The sequence below is a fragment of the Pseudomonas sp. GW821-FHT02A11 genome (assembly GCF_059421985.1).
This window is the reverse complement of record NZ_JBWKWB010000002.1, coordinates 89252-107158: the sequence shown is the minus strand read 5'-3', so window position 1 is coordinate 107158 and position 17907 is coordinate 89252. Positions and strand designations below refer to the sequence as shown.

The 17907-nt window shown below is 62.5% G+C and carries 18 protein-coding genes and 1 pseudogene; 1 reads left to right on the top strand and 18 read right to left on the bottom strand.

All coding sequences use genetic code 11. From position 1 onward, the window contains the following. Window positions 1-207: 207 nt before the first annotated feature. The 13 genes from phnP to phnC form a co-directional block, all read right to left on the bottom strand. Window positions 208-957, bottom strand: a complete 750-nt coding sequence (gene phnP / locus AC07V9_RS02965; protein WP_495014207.1) for a phosphonate metabolism protein PhnP — start codon at window positions 955-957, stop codon at window positions 208-210. Further along, a complete protein-coding gene (gene phnN, locus AC07V9_RS02960; protein WP_495014206.1) occupies window positions 948-1529 on the bottom strand; it encodes a phosphonate metabolism protein/1,5-bisphosphokinase (PRPP-forming) PhnN in 582 nt (193 codons plus the stop codon). Before phnN ends, phnP begins: the two co-directional genes overlap by 10 nt. After that, window positions 1529-2692 carry an alpha-D-ribose 1-methylphosphonate 5-triphosphate diphosphatase gene (locus AC07V9_RS02955; protein WP_495014205.1) on the bottom strand — a complete coding sequence of 388 codons (1164 nt, stop codon included), beginning with the start codon at window positions 2690-2692 and terminating at the stop codon, window positions 1529-1531. Before AC07V9_RS02955 ends, phnN begins: the two co-directional genes overlap by 1 nt. Further along, entirely contained in the window at window positions 2686-3417 is a 732-nt protein-coding gene (phnL, locus tag AC07V9_RS02950) for a phosphonate C-P lyase system protein PhnL (protein WP_495014204.1), read from the bottom strand. The genes AC07V9_RS02955 and phnL overlap by 7 nt, the downstream gene beginning before the upstream one ends. 22 nt (window positions 3418-3439) lie before the next feature. Further along, entirely contained in the window at window positions 3440-4255 is an 816-nt protein-coding gene (phnK, locus tag AC07V9_RS02945) for a phosphonate C-P lyase system protein PhnK (RefSeq protein ID WP_495014203.1), read from the bottom strand. Continuing rightward, window positions 4252-5151, bottom strand: coding sequence for an alpha-D-ribose 1-methylphosphonate 5-phosphate C-P-lyase PhnJ (locus AC07V9_RS02940; protein ID WP_495014202.1), 900 nt, complete (start codon window positions 5149-5151; stop codon window positions 4252-4254). The genes phnK and AC07V9_RS02940 overlap by 4 nt, the downstream gene beginning before the upstream one ends. Next, entirely contained in the window at window positions 5148-6221 is a 1074-nt protein-coding gene (locus tag AC07V9_RS02935; protein WP_495014201.1) for a carbon-phosphorus lyase complex subunit, read from the bottom strand. Before AC07V9_RS02935 ends, AC07V9_RS02940 begins: the two co-directional genes overlap by 4 nt. After that, window positions 6221-6838 carry a phosphonate C-P lyase system protein PhnH gene (gene phnH, locus AC07V9_RS02930; protein WP_495014200.1) on the bottom strand — a complete coding sequence of 206 codons (618 nt, stop codon included), beginning with the start codon at window positions 6836-6838 and terminating at the stop codon, window positions 6221-6223. Before phnH ends, AC07V9_RS02935 begins: the two co-directional genes overlap by 1 nt. Next, window positions 6838-7317: a phosphonate C-P lyase system protein PhnG gene (phnG, locus tag AC07V9_RS02925; protein ID WP_495014199.1), complete on the bottom strand. Its 480-nt coding sequence runs from the start codon at window positions 7315-7317 to the stop codon at window positions 6838-6840. Before phnG ends, phnH begins: the two co-directional genes overlap by 1 nt. A 14-nt stretch (window positions 7318-7331) precedes the next feature. Next, on the bottom strand, window positions 7332-8066 hold the full coding sequence (gene phnF / locus AC07V9_RS02920; RefSeq protein ID WP_495014566.1) for a phosphonate metabolism transcriptional regulator PhnF: 735 nt from the start codon (window positions 8064-8066) through the stop codon (window positions 7332-7334). 39 nt (window positions 8067-8105) lie between these two features. After that, window positions 8106-8894, bottom strand: a complete 789-nt coding sequence (gene phnE, locus AC07V9_RS02915; RefSeq protein WP_495014198.1) for a phosphonate ABC transporter, permease protein PhnE — start codon at window positions 8892-8894, stop codon at window positions 8106-8108. Window positions 8895-8956: 62 nt separating this feature from the next. Next, window positions 8957-9961 (bottom strand): phosphonate ABC transporter substrate-binding protein, encoded by a 1005-nt coding sequence (gene phnD, locus AC07V9_RS02910; protein ID WP_495014197.1) that lies wholly within the window; start codon window positions 9959-9961, stop codon window positions 8957-8959. A 64-nt stretch (window positions 9962-10025) separates the two neighbouring features. After that, window positions 10026-10859, bottom strand: a complete 834-nt coding sequence (gene phnC, locus AC07V9_RS02905; protein WP_495014196.1) for a phosphonate ABC transporter ATP-binding protein — start codon at window positions 10857-10859, stop codon at window positions 10026-10028. Between the two features lie 313 nt (window positions 10860-11172). Between phnC and AC07V9_RS02900 the strand changes: the two genes are divergently transcribed. After that, window positions 11173-12045, top strand: coding sequence for an alpha/beta hydrolase (locus tag AC07V9_RS02900; protein WP_495014195.1), 873 nt, complete (start codon window positions 11173-11175; stop codon window positions 12043-12045). A gap of 168 nt (window positions 12046-12213) precedes the next feature. Here AC07V9_RS02900 and AC07V9_RS02895 read toward each other — a convergent pair whose 3' ends face one another. From AC07V9_RS02895 to tssE, 5 genes and pseudogenes are all read right to left on the bottom strand, one after another. Continuing rightward, window positions 12214-12978 carry a methyl-accepting chemotaxis protein gene (locus AC07V9_RS02895; protein ID WP_495014565.1) on the bottom strand — a complete coding sequence of 255 codons (765 nt, stop codon included), beginning with the start codon at window positions 12976-12978 and terminating at the stop codon, window positions 12214-12216. A 93-nt stretch (window positions 12979-13071) separates the two neighbouring features. After that, window positions 13072-14106: pseudogene (locus tag AC07V9_RS02890) on the bottom strand (HAMP domain-containing protein); the annotation flags it as partial. A 264-nt stretch (window positions 14107-14370) separates the two neighbouring features. Beyond that, window positions 14371-16092, bottom strand: coding sequence for a ubiquinone-dependent pyruvate dehydrogenase (gene poxB, locus AC07V9_RS02885; RefSeq protein WP_495014194.1), 1722 nt, complete (start codon window positions 16090-16092; stop codon window positions 14371-14373). Between the two features lie 166 nt (window positions 16093-16258). Continuing rightward, the gene (locus AC07V9_RS02880; RefSeq protein WP_495014193.1) at window positions 16259-17455 is read right to left on the bottom strand and encodes an OmpA family protein; all 1197 of its coding nucleotides are present in this window, start codon (window positions 17453-17455) and stop codon (window positions 16259-16261) included. A gap of 11 nt (window positions 17456-17466) precedes the next feature. Then, window positions 17467-17907 (bottom strand): type VI secretion system baseplate subunit TssE, encoded by a 441-nt coding sequence (gene tssE / locus AC07V9_RS02875; protein ID WP_495014192.1) that lies wholly within the window; start codon window positions 17905-17907, stop codon window positions 17467-17469.

The following is a 17907-nucleotide window of genomic DNA, read 5'->3' as shown; positions in this document are numbered from 1 at the left end:
CGGTGAGGACCAGTAATGTCAGGATTCCCAGGGTCATTCGTCCAGCAATACGGGTGGGAATCAAGGGCATGGTTAAACTCCGAAAAAATGCAGGTTTGCATCCTTCTGCAACGGCTGTGCCGGGGAAAAGTTGAACGCCAGCCCGCGTATTACCTGAGTGAACGACAGATGGTCATGTGACCCGTCGCCATGGCCTGTCCGTGGGGCTCAGACCTGCATCCCGTCTCTGGCCACCATCACTTGATCGGGCAGCTGATCGCCATGCTCGATCAACCACGCATCCAGGATGTGCCCCACATGGGTCAGCACGCCGGTGCGCGGTTTCAGCGCGTTGATGATCTGCAGCGCCAGGTTCAGGTCATTGTGATTGCGCGGGGTCTGCGGCTGAGGGGGCATCGAGCAGTCGAGGATCAGCACGTCCAGCGCGTGCTGATGCAGCAAGGTCAGGGTGTCTGCGGGCAAGCCCACGGTGTCGGTGAGGTAGGCCACCCGCCGGCCGCCGCCTTCGAGCAGGTAACCCAGCGTCGGTTTGGAATGCAGCAACGGCAGCGCTGTCACCTGAAGCTCGCCAAACACACGCGTCTCAAACGCTGTGAAGGGCTGGCTGAAGTCGAGAATTCCCGGATGCTTGTACAGGTCCGACAGCCCGTCCGGGTCGGCGGGGCCGTGCACTGGAATCACCAGCCCCTGCCCCCAGCGCAGATGCAACAGGCCTTGAGCGTGGTCGGCGTGGTAGTGGGTCTGGAGGATGCCGCTCAAACTGCGGGGCGGGAAACGCTCGGTGACGTCCGGCAGGCCGCTGTCGATCAACCAGCGTTGATTCCCCAGCTCGACCAGCGCCGAGCACGGTCGCCTGCGCAAGCGCGGATCAGCATGCGCCGCTTCGCAGGCCGGGCACTGACAGCCGTACACCGGCACCTGTCGCGCATCGCCGGTGCCGAGCAAGGTCAGGCGCATGCGTGCTCCCGGTCGAGGCGTTGCAGCAAACGAGCGACGGTCTGCTCCAGCGCCCCGGAGTTGTCCAGCAGCAGGATGGGCGAAGGGTTGGCGGTGCCGGCTGCGGCCAGCAGATCATCGGCAAACTGCGCGTTGCGCGACAGCCGTGCCTCGATCTCCTGTGCCGACTCCCGGCCCCGCGCCAGCAAGCGCTCGCGCAGCACCACCTGATCGACACTCAGCAGCACCACCAGCAGATCGGGGTAACGCTCCCGGGCCTGTGGCAGATGCCCCCGCGAGCCGTTGATCAGCACATCGTGCCCTTCGGCCAGCCACAGGTCGATCTCGCTCGGAATGCCGTAATGCAGCCCGTTGGCGGACCAGCTCAGGGCAAACGCGCCCTGCTCCTGCATCTGCGCGAACTGTTCGACGCTCACTGCCTGCGCCGCCTCGCCCTTGGCTTCCGCCGAACGAGTGATAACCCGCCGCACGATCCGGCAGCCACGAGCGGCCAACGGTTCGCGTGCGGCATCCAGCAGGCTGTCCTTGCCCGAACCGGACGGTCCGATGAGATAGATCAACCTGCCTGCCATCAGAAAACCCTCTTCGCTTGTCGCCAGACCTGCTGGATCACTGGCAGGTTGCCCACGGCTCGGGCATGAATCAGATCGCCGCGCAGACCGACACGGATCTCGCCGCGATCGTGCAGCCCTGCCGACCGCGCCGGCGCCAGGCTTACGGTGGTCACGGCCCGGGCCAGCCCTGCACCCGTTTGAGGCTGATCGTCGTCCAGTTGCGCACCCAGGGTGAACGCCGCCTGCAGCAGGCTGGCCGGATAATAATCGCTGGAGAGAATATCCAGTAGCCCTTCTTTAGCAAGGGTCGCCGCCGCGATATTGCCCGAGTGCGAGCCGCCACGAACGATATTCGGCGCACCCATCAGCACGCTCATGTCCAGACGACGACAGGCCTGCGCCGCTTCCAGGGTGGTCGGGAACTCGGCGATGGTCATGCCGTAGCCGGCCGACTCCTCGACATGCTCGACGGTGGCGTCGTCGTGACTGGCCACCGACAGGCCGCGGGCCAGACAGATGTCGACGATGGCCTTGCGATAACGATCACTGTAGACCTTGGAGTTGGCGACCTGCTCGACGATGAACTCGTCCATCTGCTCGCCGCTCAAGTGGTACTTGCCCATGTAGTACTCACGGTACTTGGATTCAAGGGCGAACTGACGCTGACCCGGCGAATGGTCCATGGTCGAGACCAGTTGCACCAGCGGCTGTTCGACCAGGTCGCGAAACACGCTGAGGGTGTCGGGGTGGCAGACTTCGCAGCGCAGGTGCAGGCGATGCTCGGCGCGGGTCATGTCGGCGGCGTTGGCTTTCGCGATGGCTTCGACCATGCCCGGCAGTTGCTGCATGCGCTTGCCCTTGGGGTTGACGTCGCCGATGGACAGCGCGTCGAACACCGTGGTGATGCCCGCCGCGATGATCTGCGCATCGTGGCTCATCACCGCCGAGGCAGACGGCCAGTCCACGCCGGGGCGCGGGCTCAGGTGTTTTTCCAGGTTGTCGGTGTGCAGCTCAACCAACCCCGGCAACAGGTAATCGCCATCGAGGTTATGCGCGTGTGGCAGATAGCTCACACCGGTTTGCACGTCGCTGATGAGCCCGTCCCGCAGGACCACGGTGCCAGTGAACACCTGATCGGCAGTGACGATGCGGGCGTTGGTCAGGATCTGTTCGTTCAGCATTGCAGCAACTCCTTGGCGGTCAGGTGCTTGTCTGGCGATTCTTGAGGGGTCATGTCGAGCACGCGGTCGGCCACCGCTTCGCGGGCCAGGCGGTCGTGGAAGATGCCGATCAGCGCGGCACCGGCGTGTTTGGCTTCGTTGATCAGCTCAAGCACCACCGCGCGGTTGCTGTCGTCCAGCGATGCGGTGGGTTCGTCCAGCAGCATCACCAGCCACGGCACCATGAAGCCCCGAGCGATGTTGACGCGCTGCTGCTCGCCGCCGGAAAAAGTCCCCGGCGCCAGTTGCCACAGGCGCTGGGGAATGTTCAGGCGTGCCAGCAGCAGCTCGGCGCGGGCCTTGGCGTCTTCGCGACCCCAGCCTCGGGCCAGTGCCGGTTCCATGACGACGTCCAGCGTCGCGACGCGGGGGATCACCCGCAAAAACTGGCTGACGTAGCCCAGCGTCCGCTGACGCACGTCAAGCACTTGCCGAGGCTCGGCGCCGACCAGCTCAAGCCACTGGGCCTGGTGCAGCACACGAATGCTGCCGCCCGCTGGCAGGTAGTTGCCGTACAGCGTGCGCAGCAAGGTGCTTTTGCCCGCCCCGGAATGGCCGTGCAACACCAGGCATTCGCCGCCGCGCACCGAGAAATTCAGGCCGCGCAGCACATTGAGCACCACCCCGTTCTGCTGATGCAGGGTGAAGGTTTTCGAGAGGTCCTGGACCTCGATCAGCGTGTTCATCAAAGCCACTCCAAAAGTCCGATCACGGTTGCAGCACAGAAGAAACCAGCAGCTGCGAGTACGGGTGCTGAGGGTCGTCGAGGATCTGATCGGTGAGCCCGGTTTCAACCACCCGCGAGCGGCGCATGACCATCAGGCGATCAGCCAGCAGACGCGCCACGGCCAGGTCGTGGGTGACGATGACCACCGCCAGGTCCAGCTCACGCACCAGGCCGCGCATCAGGTCGAGCAAGCGCGCCTGCACTGACACATCGAGGCCGCCGGTAGGTTCGTCCATGAACACCAGACGCGGGCCGGACACGAGGTTGCGGGCGATCTGCAAACGCTGTTGCATGCCACCGGAAAAAGTCCGTGGCAGGTCGTCGATGCGCGCCGGATCGATCTCCACCTGATTGAGCCAGTCCAGCCCTGCGGCGCGCAGTTGCTGGTAGTTGCGCACGCCCTGGGCCATCAGCCGCTCGCCGATGTTGGCGCCTGCCGAGACCGCCATGCGCAAGCCGTCGCGCGGGTTCTGTTCGACGAAACCCCATTCGGTGCGCAGCAAGGTGCGGCGTTGGGCTTCGCTGGCGCTGTAGAGGTCCAGCCAGTCGCCTTGCGTGGTGCGGTAATCGATGACGCCAGCGTCCGGCGGGCAACGGCCGCTGAGCAGCGACAGCAGGGTCGACTTGCCCGAGCCGGACTCGCCGACAATGCCCAGCACTTCGCCGGGGTACAGCTCGAAACTGACGTCCTGACAGCCCTTCTCCGGCCCGTACAGTTTGCTCAGGCCCTTGACCTTGAGCAGCGGCTGGCTGCGATCGGTGATCGCCTCTGGTTGCAGCTTGGTCGCAGCGATCATGGCTTTGCCCTCACGTCATCGACCCGTTGCGCGCAGTAGTCGGTGTCCGAGCAGACAAAACTTTGCGTGCCCTGGTCGTCGAGAATCAACTCGTCGAGGAATGAGTCAGGGCTGCCGCAGATGGCGCAGTTGTGCTGCCATTTCTGCACCTCAAAGGGGTGATCCTCGAAGTCCAGGCTGGTGACGCGGGTGTATGGCGGAACGGCGTACAAGCGCTTCTCTCGACCGGCGCCGAACAGCATCAGCGCTGGGCTCATGTCGAGTTTGGGGTTGTCGAATTTCGGGATGGGCGACGGGTCCATCACGTAGCGTTCGTCCACCGTCACCGGGTAGGCGTAGGCCGTGGCGATGTGGCCGAAAGTGGCGATGTCTTCGTAGAGCTTGACGTGCATCACCCCGTAGTCATCCAGCGCATGCATGGTCCGGGTTTCGGTTTCCGAGGGTTCGATGAAACGCAGCGGCTCAGGAATCGGCACCTGAAAGACCATGATCTGGTCGGCATGCAGCGGCGTCTCCGGGATGCGGTGACGGGTCTGGATGATCGTCGCGTCCGGGGTGCGCTCAGTGGTTTCGACGCCGGCGGTGCGGGCGAAAAAACGGCGGATCGACACCGCGTTGGTGGTGTCGTCGGCGCCCTGATCGATGACCTTGAGCACGTCTTCAGCGCCGAGAATCGCAGCGGTCAGTTGCATGCCGCCCGTGCCCCAGCCATAGGGCAGCGGCATTTCACGGCCACCGAACGGCACCTGGTAACCGGGAATCGCCACGGCCTTGAGCAGGCCGCGACGGATCATGCGTTTGGTCTGTTCGTCCAGGTAGGCGAAGTTGTACGCTTCGTCGCGCTCTGGACGAGAGTGTGGGCGGGGCTGCTGTCGAGGTTCAGTGGCGGCATTCATTGAGCCGACTCCTTGGAAGGCTTGCGCAGTTTGCGGATCAGTTCCAGTTCGGCCTGGAAGTCCACGTAGTGCGGCAGTTTCAGGTGCGAGACGAAGCCCGAGGCTTCGACGTTGTCGCAGTGGGCGAGGACAAACTCTTCCTGCTGCGCGGGCGAGACGATCTCCTCGGCGTACTCCCCGGCGCGCAGCGAGCGGTCCACCAGCGCCATGCCCATGGCCTTACGTTCGGCGTGGCCGAAGGTAAGGCCGTAGCCTCGGGTGAACTGCGGCAGTTCGGTCGCAGAGCCGACGAACTGGTTGACCATCTCGCACTCGGTGACCTCGATGGCGCCGATGGAAATCGGAAAACCCAGCTCTTCCGGCTCGATCCACACCTGGACTTCACCGACACGAATCTCCCCGGCAAACGGGTGATTGCGGCCGTAGCCGCGCTGGGTCGAATAGCCCAGCGCCAACAGAAAGCCCTCATCGCCACGGGCCAACGCCTGCAGGCGCTCTGCGCGGCTGGCCGGGTACTCCAGCGGCTCGCGGGTGATGTCGGCGACTAGCGTACCGGTGTCAGCCTCTTCCTTGATCAGCCCCTCGATGGCCAGCAGGCCGGACACCCTGGGGCAAGCCTCGACGGCTGCGCCGGGGCGAGCCTGCGGGCCGGGGTATTCGCCTTCGGCCAGCAGGGTGAAATCCAGCAGGCGGTGGGTGTAGTCGAAGGTCGGGCCGAGCAGTTGCCCGCCGGGCACGTCCTTGAAAGTCGCCGACAGACGCCGGTTGATCTGCATCGCCGAGGTGTCGATGGGCAGGCTGGCGTTGAAGCGCGGCAGCGTGGTGCGGTAGGCGCGCAGCAGGAAGATCGCTTCCACCAGATCGCCTGCGGCCTGTTTGATGGCCAGTGCGGCGAGTTCTTCGTCGTACAGCGAGCCTTCGGTCATGACCCGGGCGACGGCCAGGGGCAATTGCTGACGAACCTGCTCGACGTTTAGCTCGGCAACCGAGGTGTCACCGCGGCGCTTTTTCGCCAGCAGCTTGTGGGCGTTGTCGATGGCCTGTTCGCCACCTTTGACGGCAACGTACATCACTGAGCTCCTTTAAGAAGAACCTGAGTGCTGCGCGGCAGCCCCATCAATTCGCTGCCGGCGACGAAGAACACGTCGAGGCCACGGGGGAAGTCATTGCGCGAATGGCGCTCCTGCCAGAAGGCTTCCTGCAGCGGCAGGCTGACGTGGTTCCTGCTCTCGATGCCCGGCCCCTGCCAGGCCAGCTGACGACCGCCCTGCAGGCTCGGCAGTTGAATCAGCAGCGTGCAGGACTGATCGGGGTAGCGGTCGTTGCCCAGATCGAAGCCGCTCAGGTCGTGCAGCTGGCTCTCGTCGAGCAAGGCGAAGCGCGCGTTCTGCCGGTCGCCGACGATGGGGCAACCGCAGTGAAAGGTCAGGTTGGCGCGAATGGCCTGGGTGTCGAATTGGGGCGCCAGCCACAGCGGCGTGTCGACATCCAGCAGCGCCAGGCACAGCGCGTGACTGGCCGAGGCCAGCCCTTGCAGATGCGGCGGGATCTGCGCCGACAGCAGGCTCTGGGCCACGCCCGGCCCGGCCAGGGCCTTGAGGGCTGCGCGGAAGCTGCGTTGCGAATCCAGCACCGGATCGGCGAAAGCGGGCTGCAACAGGGTCGCACTTGCGGTCACTGCGTCCATCAGTTCTCTCCTCGGACCAGGGTGAAGAAGTCCACTTTGGTCGCTGCGGTTTCGGCTTGTTGTTCAGAGCGGCGCACGGCTTGAGCCTGCGCCAGGGGTTCGATCAGCTCACCCATCCAGTGAGCCTGTTGCGGGCCTTGCAAATGGGCGTCGGCCAAAGCGGCCAGTTCGGCGTGGGCCTTGTCGCGCCCGGCCAGGTAGCTGAAGCCGGTGCGACCGTCCGCCAGGCGCACGACGCAGCGGGTCACGGTCATTTCGCCGAGGTTGAACGGTGCGCCGCTGCCGCCCATGCGCCCGCGCACCAGCGTCATGCCGATTTCCGGAGCACGGATCAGTTGGTATTCGGCATCGCGCAGGGCGCCTTCATGGGGCAGCAAATCTGCGCGGCGGGTGCGCGACAGCACGCCAATCCAGTGCTGGCGGGCGGCGTGATGTTCAGATGAAGCGTCAGGGGTGGACGTGAAGAATGGGGCAGTCATCGAGGGCATCTCCGTCAGGTGACGATCTGATACTGGAAGCGGTCGGAGCGGCTGGTGGAATGGGCAATCTCCACCGGGCGTCCGTCGGCATCGCGGGAAAGGGTGAGCACGGTCAGCGCCGGCAGGTGACGCGGCATCAGCAGCACGCTGGCCTCCTCCCGGCTGGGCAGGCGCGCGCCGATCAGGCTGAAGGTGCGGGTCAACGGCAGGTCGCGGGACGCCAGGTACTGACGCACCGAACCGCTCTTGTAATCGGCGACCAGCCCGGCGCGGCTGGCGCAGTAGCGATGGCGGATCAGGCTCACCGGTTGGCCGTCGAGGCGGCGCAGCGTTTGCAGTTCGATCAGTGGCGCGTGCTCTTGAAGGCCCAGATGCTCGGCCTCTTCGCGAGTGGCCACGCACTGACGACGTTGCAGCAACACCGCTTCGACGCCATGACCCAGTGCCGACAACGACTGGCTGTAGGCGCTCTCGGCGGCCACCGGGTACACCAGCGGGCGGCCCAGCACCTGGGTGCCCTTGCCCTGGCGACGCAAGAGGCTGCCTTCGCGCACCAGTTCGTCGATGGCCCGGCGCACGGTGTGGCGGTTGACGTCGAAGCGCGCCGCCAGTTGGGTTTCGGCGGGCAGAAACTCACCCGCGATGTAGTGGTTCAGTTCGTTGCGGAGGGTGTCCGCCAGTTCCCGGTACCTGGGTTCTCTTTGCATCGGTTCCCGATGCGGGCGTTCGGATTGTCTAGACAACTGCATGGCTAAAAAAAGGGTTTGCACCCTCTCCTGTCGTAATCGTCAGATGAACTGCTTGCGCAGGCGCTGGGAGAAAATGTCGATGACGCTGACCACCACGATGATCACCAGCAGCACCGAACAGGTCTGGGTGAACTGGAAGGCGCGGATGTTTTCCCAGAGGATCACGCCGATGCCGCCTGCGCCGACCATCCCCACTACCGTCGCCGAGCGCACGTTGGATTCGAAGCGGTACAGGGCGTAGGAAATCCACAGCGGCATGACTTGCGGGATGACCCCGAAAATCACTTCCTGCAAGGCGCTGGCACCGGTGGCGCGTACACCCTCAACAGGCCCTGGATCGATGGCTTCCACGGCTTCGGCAAACAGCTTGGCGAGCACCCCGGTGGTGCTGATCCACAAGGCCAGAACTCCCGCAAACGGGCCCAGCCCCACTGCCACCACGAACAACATGGCGAAGACCATTTCATTGATGGAGCGGAACGAATCCATGACCCGGCGCAGCGGCTGATGAATCCACCACGGTGTGATGTTGTCGGCGCAAAGCACGCCCAGCGGCACCGAGCAGAGGATCGCCAGCAGCGTGCCCCACAAGGCAATCTGCACAGTGACGATCATTTCCTGCAGGTAAGCGCGCCATTCGTGGAAATCAGGGGGGAAGAAGTCGGCGGCAAAGGTCGCCATGTTGCCGGAGTCGCGGTACAGCGCCAGCGGGTTCATTTCTGCGCCGTGCCAGGCCCAGGCCATCATCGCGAGGAACAGGCCCCAGCCCAGGTATTGCGGCCAGGTGCGCTTGCCGACAGCGTCAGCGTATACAGCATGAGTGCTCATGACAGAGTCCCGGTATCAGATGCGTTGGAAGCAGGCGCGGCGGTCCAGCCGCGCCGTGCCGATCAGCCCGCCTTGGCGGTGCTCTGTTTGTCCAGTTCCGAGATGCGGTCCTGCAGCTTGGTCAGGCCGGCGTCGATCTCTTTCAGTTTTGCGGTTTTCTCATCGGCGCTCAGGGTGGTGCTGGCGGTGGTTTCGGTCTTCTGCTTGAACAGCTCCAACTGGCGGATGGTCAGGAGCTGGTCATCCGAGGACTTGAGGAACTTGCCCATCTGCATGTTCTTGAGCACCGCTTTTTCTTCGTCGGTGTCGCCGTAGGTGGCGAAAAAATCCCGGACCTTGTTTTTGGTGGCGTCGGCCATGCCCTTGCGCCAGACCATCGGGTCGGCCGGGATGATCGGCGACTTCCAGATCACCTTGAGCTTGGCGGCGCTTTCCGGCTGGGTGACTGCCAGACGATCCCAGCTTTCGGTGTTGAAGGTGGCGACGTCCAGCTGGCCCTTGGCGACGCTCAGCGCATTGACTTCGTGACTGGAGTTCAGCGTGCGCTTGAACGCGGTGGCGGCATCGACGTGGTTCTTGGCGAACACGTAGTAGCCCGGCACCAGGTAGCCAGAGGTGGAGTTCGGGTCACCGTTGCCGAAGGTCAGTTCCTTGGCATGCTTGAACATGTCGTCGATGGAATTGATCGGGCTGTCTTTGCGCGCAATGATCAGGCTCCAGTAACCGGGCGCGCCGTTGGCGGCGGCAGTCTGGGCGAAGATCTCGCCGCCGGAGCGGTCCACGGCCTCCATGGCGGCCTTGTTGCCCAGCCACGCCACGTCGACCTTGCTGAAGCGCATGCCCTGAATCAGGCCGGCGTAGTCGGAGGCGAAGGTGGCGTTGACTTTCAGGCCGGTCTTTTTCGACATGTCATCGAGAAACGGCTGCCAGACGCTTTTCAGGTTTTGCGAGGACTCGGTGGACATGATGCCGAAGTTGAGGGTGTTGTCGTCTGCTTGCGCGGTGCCTGTCAGGCAGCCGGCAACGAGAGCGGCAGAGGCGAACACGCGACCGATACGGTTCAACATGGAGAGCTCCTGGAACATGGGTTGAGGTGTTGTGTGTTGTTGTGAGGGGCTGTTGCGGTGCCAGTCAGGCCTGGGCCAGAGCGAAGCGCGGCGGCCTGCCGGGTGTGCGGCCCTGATCGGCGAACATCAAGCTGGCACCGGCATCGGCACCGTAAAGATCGTTGAGGAACTTGCCGTCGAGGTCGGCGCCATTGCCGTCGAAATGAATGCGTCCACCCTTGAGCGCCACGGCACGCGGGCAATAGCGCACCGCGTAGTCCACTTGGTGCAGGGTGACGACCACGGTCTTGCCATCCTGGCGATTGATGTCCGCGAGGATTTCCATGACCTTGCGCGCAGACTCGGGGTCCAGCGAGGCGATGGGTTCGTCGGCCAGAATGACTTCGGCCTGCTGAGTCAAGGCGCGGGCGATGGCCACCCGCTGCTGCTGACCACCGGACAAGGTCGACGCCCGTTGCTGAGCGAAATCGGCAAGGCCGACGCGGTCCAGATTGGCCATGGCGCGGGCCTTTTCTTCGGCGTTGAACAGGCCCAGGCTGCCACGCCAGCGCGGCATGCGGCCCAGGCAACCGAGCAGCACGTTGTCCAGCACGCTCAGACGATTGACCAGATTGAATTGCTGAAAGATGTAGCCGATGTCGGCGCGCAGTCGGCGTACCTTGCCGTTGAGGCGGCCCGCAGCCTGCACTTCGCGGCCCAATACGCGGACACTGCCGCCATTGCCGCGATCGCAGCAGGCAAGGCCGGCCAGATGTCGCAACAGCGTGGATTTGCCCGATCCGGAAGCGCCGATCAGCGCCACCATTTCTCCGGGTTGTATAGACAATGCAAGGTCAACCAGAGCGGTCTTGCGTGCAAATGTCTTGTTCAAACGGTCGACATGGATGGCTGCGGTCATGGGGCTTCTCTTGTCTGGTGCTGATCTTGGGGATCAGGGTTCCGGCGTCCTGCCAAGGATGAATGTCCGCCTTGCGACCGTCCTGATCGGCGTTGGCTGCGAGTGACTGGTGACGGACATTAACCAGACCGTATGGCAGTTCCATGACCCGGCGATGACCATCGGGTAACAGTTCGTTGACCATTTGATGCCGGATTTTTCGTGGCTTTTGTCGACATGTTCGCGCGAACACGCGAGCCAGCGGGGGTGGGCAATAGACAACTGCGCAGCAATCGGGGCAACCTGCCAATCCTCCACTTTCGGGCGCCATCCGATGAACTGGATCAAATCTTTCACTTTTATCGTGTTCGGCGTGTTGCCCCTGCTCGCAACCGCCGACGATCAGGAGACTCCTCCCTTGGCTGAAACCGGCTCTGCTCACTACCGTTTCGAACGTCTGAACATCGACTCCCCCGACCACCAGCGCCACTACCGCCTGGACATCGGCATTCCGCGTAGCGCGCCGCCGACCTCGGGCTACCCGGTGATGTACCTGCTCGATGGCAACAATGTGATGGCGCAATTGAAAGAGCAATGGCTGGGCGAACTTAGCGCAGGCGCACCGCCGCTGCTGGTGATGATCGGTTACGACATCGAGGGCACCTACGACGGCGAACAGCGCACCCGGGATTACACCGGGGACACGTCCAAGGCATTTCTTGAACTGATCCTGACGACGATCAAACCCCAGGTGCAGGCGCAGTACAGCGTCGACCTGCAACGGCAGACGCTGTGGGGGCATTCGTTTGGCGGGCTGTTCACGGTTTATGCGTTGCTGCAGCAACCCGAGGCGTTCCAGACCTGGATCGCGGCCAGTGCTTCGCTGTGGTATCAGCCGATCACCTTTGATAACGGCATGGCGCTGACGGCTTTTCCCGCAGGGACCACGAGGACTGTGCGGTTGGTCAAAGGCGAACGCGAAGGCAAACCGCCCATCGCGCAATTCGATGGCGGCTCAGAGGAAAGAAGGAAGGCGATGACGGCCGTGCCCAGCGACGCCAATCGTCTGCTGGCCGAGCATCTGGCGCAACTGCCGGGCGTTGACGCCAGTTACCAGCAGTTCAATGGCCGCAACCATGGGCAGATGTTCAGCACCGCGCTGCGGCTGGGGTTGCGCCGGGCGGCGGGGTTGGCGGAGCAGCCTTGAGCGGGAGCGCCCGCAAATCAGGTTTGCCATACGACCTGTGGGAGCGAATTCATTCGCGATCGGCCAGTTCATCCGACACGTTTACGTCGTCTGTACCATCGTCTCGCGAATGAATTCGCTCCCACAGTTATTACGCGTACACCTGCTAAATACCGCCTGTCGGCCGCTTTAGATGCGGAACGTCCCCACCAGATGCTGCAAACGCGCCGTCTGGTGTTCCAGATGCGAGCAGGCATCGAGCGTCGACTTGAGGTTGTCGACGCCTTCCTGGTTCAGCGTGTTGATCTCGGTGATGTCGACGTTGATCGACTCCACCACCGCAGTCTGTTCCTCGGTTGCCGTGGCCACCGACTGGTTCATGCCGTCGATCTCGCCGATGCGGCGCGTCACGCTGTTCAGGCGCTCGCCGGCCTGGTTGGCGATGGTCACGCTGCTTTCGCTCTGGCGCTGGCTTTCGGTCATGTTGGCCACCGCATCGCGGGCGCCCACTTGCAGCTCTTCGATCATGCCCTGCACTTGCTGGGCAGAATCCTGGGTGCGGTGCGCCAGATTGCGAACTTCGTCGGCCACCACGGCAAAACCACGTCCCGCTTCACCGGCACGGGCTGCTTCAATGGCCGCGTTCAGCGCCAAGAGGTTGGTCTGTTGGGAAATCCCCGTGATCACCTCCAGAATCTGGCCGATGTTGGCGGTCTTGGCGTTCAACGTTTCGATGTTCACGCACGATTCGCTGATCTTGTCCGACAGCTGATTCATCGCCTTGATGGTCTGGGTCACAACCCCCTGCCCTTCGCTGGCCAGTTGCGTGGCTTCGCTGGAATGCTGCGAAGCCAGGGCGGCGTTCTGAGCGATTTCCTGCGCCGCGGCGCCGAGCTGATTGATCGCGGCAGCGACGCTGCTGGTGCGGCTGGACTGTTGGTCCGAGTTGCCCATGGACGAGTTGGAAGCCCCCACCACCCGCGCTGCGACTTCACCCAGTTGACCTGCGGTTGACGCCACTTCGCGAATCGAGCCGTGGATACGTTCGACAAAACGGTTGAACGACTGCGCCAGGGCACCGAACTCGTCTTGCGACACGATCGACAAACGCTTGGTCAGGTCGCCCTCGCCGTCGGCGATGTCCTGCATGGCGCGGCCCATCTGGTGCAGCGGCTGCATCAGCACGCGAATCAGCAGGCCCAGCAACAGCATGATGATCGCCACGGCAATGACCATCGCGGTAATGGCTGAAGCGCGGAATTCACTGAGCATCGAGTAGGCGGCGTCGCGATCCAGTACCAGAGCGACGTACCAGTTGGCCGAAGACAGGCCTTCAACCTTGGTGAACGAGATGAACTGCGCCTTGCCACCGGATTCGATTTCCGAGACCCCCGGCGCGATCTTCGGCGCACCGTTGGGGTAGGCCTCGCTGACGTTCTTGAGGATCAGCTTGCTGTCCGGGTGAATCAGAATCTTGCCGTCGGCGCTGACGATGTAGGCGTAGCCGTGGCCACCGAAATTCAGCGAGTTGATGGTTTTGGTAATGACGTCCAGCGAGATGTCGGCGCCCGCCACACCGATCATCTGCCCTTGCTGGCGAACCGGCGTGGCGAGGGTCACCACCAGCTTGCCCGAGGACGCGGCGATGTAGGGTTCGGTGACAATGGTGCCCTGAGCGGCATCGGCCGCCTTGTACCAGCCACGGGCGCGGGGGTCGTAGTCGGCGGCGCGATTGCCGGTCGGGACCGAGAACATCAGACCGTCCTTGCCGCCGAAGTAGCTGAGCTGGAAGTTGTCCGGGTATACCGGCAAGCCGACGATGCGCTGCAGGCTGGTAGGCGATGGGCCGTCAGCGGCGATTTGCTGGGCCATCGAGTACAGCAGTTGAATGCGGCTGTCGAGCCAGGTCTGAATGTTCTGAGTGGTCAGACTGCCCAGTTGTTGCAGTTCGGCATCGACGTTGTTCTTCAGGGATTCACGCTGGCGGAAGTCGTTCACCAGAATGAAACACGAGAAAGCAACAACAACTATCAGTGCAGCGGCCAGCAGGATCTTTCTGCTGAAGCCCAGACTTTTGATCATATGATTGTGTCCATAACCAAGGATGACAGCGACGGGAATACGTGGCCGATCAGGCGTGCGCCGGGCTTTTTACGGGGTTGTACGAGAAAAAGGAAGACGCGGCCCGAAATATAGTTCGGCCGCAGTAACACGAAGTTGAGTGCAGGTCGTCGGCGAAACTACCCGGTCAATGTTCAAACACAAAAAACCACCGTTAGATGCACAAGCGCTTATCTAACGGTGGTTAAGCAGGATCCAATCAATCCCACTTATAAGGCGGGGTTATTATCTGAAATTGGTCTTCGCCAACTCCAGCACTTGGTCGGCCTTGCCGCTCATCACCGCCTTGAGCATGAACAGACTGAAACCCTTGGCCTGGGCAAGCTTGATCTTTGGCGGCAGGCCCAGCTCCTGTTTGGCGGTGACCACATCCACCACCACCGGCCCCGGATGCTCGAAGGCTTTTTTCAGTGCGTTGGGCAGATCGGCGGAGTCCTCGACGCGAATCCCCAGAATCCCCGCGCCGATGGCGATGTTGGCGAAGTTGGTGGCGTTGAAATCCGTGTCGTGGGGCACATAGCCGCTGGCCTGCATTTCCATGGCGACGAAGCCCAGCGAGCTGTTGTTGAACACCACCAGTTTGATCGGCAAGTTGAGCTGGCGAATGCTCAACAGATCCCCCAGCAGCATCGACAGCCCGCCATCGCCACACAGCGCCACCACCTGCCGTTGCGGGAAGGCCGCTTTGGCGCCCAATGCCTGGGGCATGGCGTTGGCCATGGAGCCGTGGTTGAACGAGCCCAGCAGTTGGCGCTGGCCGTTCATGGTCAGATAGCGCGCCGCCCACAGCGTCGGGGTGCCGACGTCGACTGTGAAAATGGCATCCGGATCGGCATAGGCGTCGACCATGCGCGTCAGGTACTGCGGGTGGATCGGCTCGCCATGGGCAGACGGCGTGGCCAGCTCGTCCAGCTCCTCGCGGGACTTGGCGTAGTGATCCAGCGCCTTGTCGAGGAATTTGCGATCGGTGTTCGCCTTGATCCGAGGCAACAGCGCAACGATCGTTTCGGCAATGCCGCCCTCAAGCCCCAGGGTCAATGGCACGCGACGCCCCAAGGCTGAGGCCTCGATATCGATCTGCACGATGTTGGCTTTTTCCGGATAGAAATTGCGGTACGGAAAACTGCTGCCCAGAATCAGCAACGTGTCGCACGACAGCATCGCGTGATAGCCGGAGCTGAAGCCGATCAGGCCGGTCATGCCCACGTCGAAGGGGTTGGCGTATTCGATGTACTGCTTGCCGCGCAGGGCGTGGACCACAGGCGCCGACAGCTTTTCGGCCAGTGCCACGACCTGATCGTGAGCCTCGGCACACCCGGCGCCAGCAAGGATGGTCACGCTTTTCGATTTATCGAGGAGTTCAACAAGGCGTTGCAGGTCTTTTTCTGCCGGGATGACCCGGGCGGGTGTCGGCGCGACCCAGGTCGGTTTGACATCAGGGGCCGGTAGCAAGGCGACATCCCCCGGAATCACGATCACCGCCACACCACGCTGGCTGATCGCTGCCCGCATGGCCCGTTCCAGCACCCGCGGGAATTGCTCGGCGCTGTTCACGGCCTCGACGAAGTGGCTGCACTCCTTGAACAGTTCGGTGGGGTGGGTTTCCTGGAAGTAATTCAGGCCGATCTCGGAGGATGGAATCTGCGCGGCGATTGCCAGCACCGGCACGCGGCTGCGGTGGCAGTCGTACAGGCCGTTGATCAAATGCAGGTTGCCCGGACCGCAACTGCCCGCGCACACCGCCAGCGTGCCGGTGGACGCCGCCTCAGCACCGGCAGCGAAGGCCGCCACCTCTTCGTGCCGGGTGTGCATCCACTTGATCTTGCCCAAGCGCTCGAGGCTGTCGGTCAGGCCGTTCAGGCTGTCGCCACTGACGCCCCAGATCTTCGAGACGCCTGCGGCGGCGAGGGTTTGCGCAAGATGGTCGGCGATGGTTCTGCTGGACATGGGCAGGTTCCTTGTCGAGTCAAAAGGTACGCACGATGCCAAAGCCGACATCGCGCGCCGTTTCAAATCGACCTGTAGCACCGGTCACAGTTCAGTGCTTGTCAGATGTGCGCCAGCTAACATCACGTGATTGATCGGCGAGGCCCAACCTGTAGGGCTTTGGTCCCTAACCGGATTTGACGTCCGACGCTCCAGTAGCCCGCTGACCACATGGCCCCGCCTGCGGCACCAACATTATGTCGACACGACGATTGGCTGCTCTGCCGTTGACGCTGTCGTTGCTCGCCACTGGCAGGTTCGCCGCAACGCCATTGATAACAAGGCAACTGTCTGGGATGTTGCTCATGGCTTGTATCCAGTCTCGCACGGCAGCTGCGCGAGAGCGTGACAATCGCAGGTTCTGGTTGGCAACGCCGGTCCCGTCGCTATGCCCTGTGATGACAATCAGCCAGTCGGGTCGAGCTTTGATTGCGACCAATGCATCGATCAACACCTTGGCGGAATCCGAGCTGAGTTGGTCACTGCCCTCATCAAACAGCATCAAACCATCAAGATGCACGGTTTCAAGGTCATTACGCGGCAGAAAAATGGCGAGGATCGAACGTTTGTCATTGCCCGGATTGCCCAGCCATCCATGCCAACCGACCCAGCCAATCAACGCTAAAGCGATGACAGCCGTGAGGCTCCACAGCAAGATGCGATGTCGACCCGGCTCGACATGGGCCGGGGGTAATTTGGGCTGGATGCTGGGCATCAGCACAATTACAGGATGTGAAGTTGCGGGGGCGGCGAAGGTTGCGGACTGGGCGACCATGGTCGGCTGCAACATTCCTGGCGCGCTGATCACGCGCTTAGAGCGTTGAATCTGACTGCCGATCTGTTGGCGTAAGGCGTGTAAAGTCTTCACCGGGACATGCGTGTGACGCAGCAGCAACTGGTGGAGGTTTTCCAGCTTGGCATCGAGCTTTACGAGCGTGGGCTGGTCGACCGCATTTTCGACAACGCCCCTTAACACGGGCTGCAAGTGCGCAAACAGCCAAGCCAGCATATCGACCCTCACCGTTGGCGCCAGGGGCCACAAACCAGGCCAGTCGCTTACCATCAGCTCGATCAGCCCCAGCCCTTCGACCATCCCCTCCAGACCATGTAAATGGCTGCGGGCAAGCGTGTAAGCCGCGACGGTTTGCAGGTCTGCCCCATTGATGCTGAAAAGCGCCAGACACAATTGCTCCACCTTGAACCAGTCCATCTCAGGGCTCGCAGGGTGGGTCAGTTTCCCGAGTTCTTCACGCAACGTTTGATATTCGACGATGCCGCTCGGGTCTGCGCCAATGCGCACACGTATTTCAAGCAACGTCTTCATCTCTGTCTGTCTCACGGTTCAACCAGCCAATCCTGCTGCTTCAAATGACGCACCAGCGCTTTGCCCTGCGGCCCCACCGTGGCACCAAAATTCACCCTTTTGCTGCCCACGAGGCTGGCGGCAAGGGTGTACTCCAGGTGCCCCGGCAAAGTCTGCGCAAGTAATTCAATGTGGATCGCGTTCAGTCGCGGCTCATATTTGAGCAAGGTATCGGCCATCGTCCTCATCAGGCCGTGCGCCGTGGCGGGTAGCCCCTGCAGAATCTCTGCCATGTCGGGAAGGCCGTAGTCGGGCAAATGACTGAGCGTGCCAGCTCTGCTATTGAGAATGCGTTGCAGATTATCCAGCACCGACAGGATGTACTGGTCCTGTTCATCCACCCGGTGCAGATCCAGTTCACCCGTGAAATTCTGCAGCAGTGTTTCGTACAAAGAAGGATTGAGCTCAGCCAC

Excerpts from the sequence above, each read along its gene's own strand:
- AC07V9_RS02880 (WP_495014193.1), bottom strand. The coding sequence starts at position 17,455 with ATGAAGACGTTGCTTGAAATACGTGTGCGCATTGGCGCAGACCCGAGC.
- phnN (WP_495014206.1), bottom strand. The coding sequence starts at position 1,529 with ATGGCAGGCAGGTTGATCTATCTCATCGGACCGTCCGGTTCGGGCAAG.
- phnC (WP_495014196.1), bottom strand. The coding sequence starts at position 10,859 with ATGACCGCAGCCATCCATGTCGACCGTTTGAACAAGACATTTGCACGC.
- phnF (WP_495014566.1), bottom strand. The coding sequence starts at position 8,066 with ATGCAGTTGTCTAGACAATCCGAACGCCCGCATCGGGAACCGATGCAA.
- phnP (WP_495014207.1), bottom strand. The coding sequence starts at position 957 with ATGCGCCTGACCTTGCTCGGCACCGGCGATGCGCGACAGGTGCCGGTG.
- phnD (WP_495014197.1), bottom strand. The coding sequence starts at position 9,961 with ATGTTGAACCGTATCGGTCGCGTGTTCGCCTCTGCCGCTCTCGTTGCC.
- AC07V9_RS02895 (WP_495014565.1), bottom strand. The coding sequence starts at position 12,978 with ATGGGCAACTCGGACCAACAGTCCAGCCGCACCAGCAGCGTCGCTGCC.
- phnG (WP_495014199.1), bottom strand. The coding sequence starts at position 7,317 with ATGACTGCCCCATTCTTCACGTCCACCCCTGACGCTTCATCTGAACAT.
- AC07V9_RS02900 (WP_495014195.1), top strand. The coding sequence starts at position 11,173 with ATGAACTGGATCAAATCTTTCACTTTTATCGTGTTCGGCGTGTTGCCC.
- phnE (WP_495014198.1), bottom strand. The coding sequence starts at position 8,894 with ATGAGCACTCATGCTGTATACGCTGACGCTGTCGGCAAGCGCACCTGG.
- phnH (WP_495014200.1), bottom strand. The coding sequence starts at position 6,838 with ATGGACGCAGTGACCGCAAGTGCGACCCTGTTGCAGCCCGCTTTCGCC.
- phnK (WP_495014203.1), bottom strand. The coding sequence starts at position 4,255 with ATGATCGCTGCGACCAAGCTGCAACCAGAGGCGATCACCGATCGCAGC.
- poxB (WP_495014194.1), bottom strand. The coding sequence starts at position 16,092 with ATGTCCAGCAGAACCATCGCCGACCATCTTGCGCAAACCCTCGCCGCC.
- phnL (WP_495014204.1), bottom strand. The coding sequence starts at position 3,417 with ATGAACACGCTGATCGAGGTCCAGGACCTCTCGAAAACCTTCACCCTG.
- AC07V9_RS02940 (WP_495014202.1), bottom strand. The coding sequence starts at position 5,151 with ATGAATGCCGCCACTGAACCTCGACAGCAGCCCCGCCCACACTCTCGT.
- AC07V9_RS02955 (WP_495014205.1), bottom strand. The coding sequence starts at position 2,692 with ATGCTGAACGAACAGATCCTGACCAACGCCCGCATCGTCACTGCCGAT.
- AC07V9_RS02935 (WP_495014201.1), bottom strand. The coding sequence starts at position 6,221 with ATGTACGTTGCCGTCAAAGGTGGCGAACAGGCCATCGACAACGCCCAC.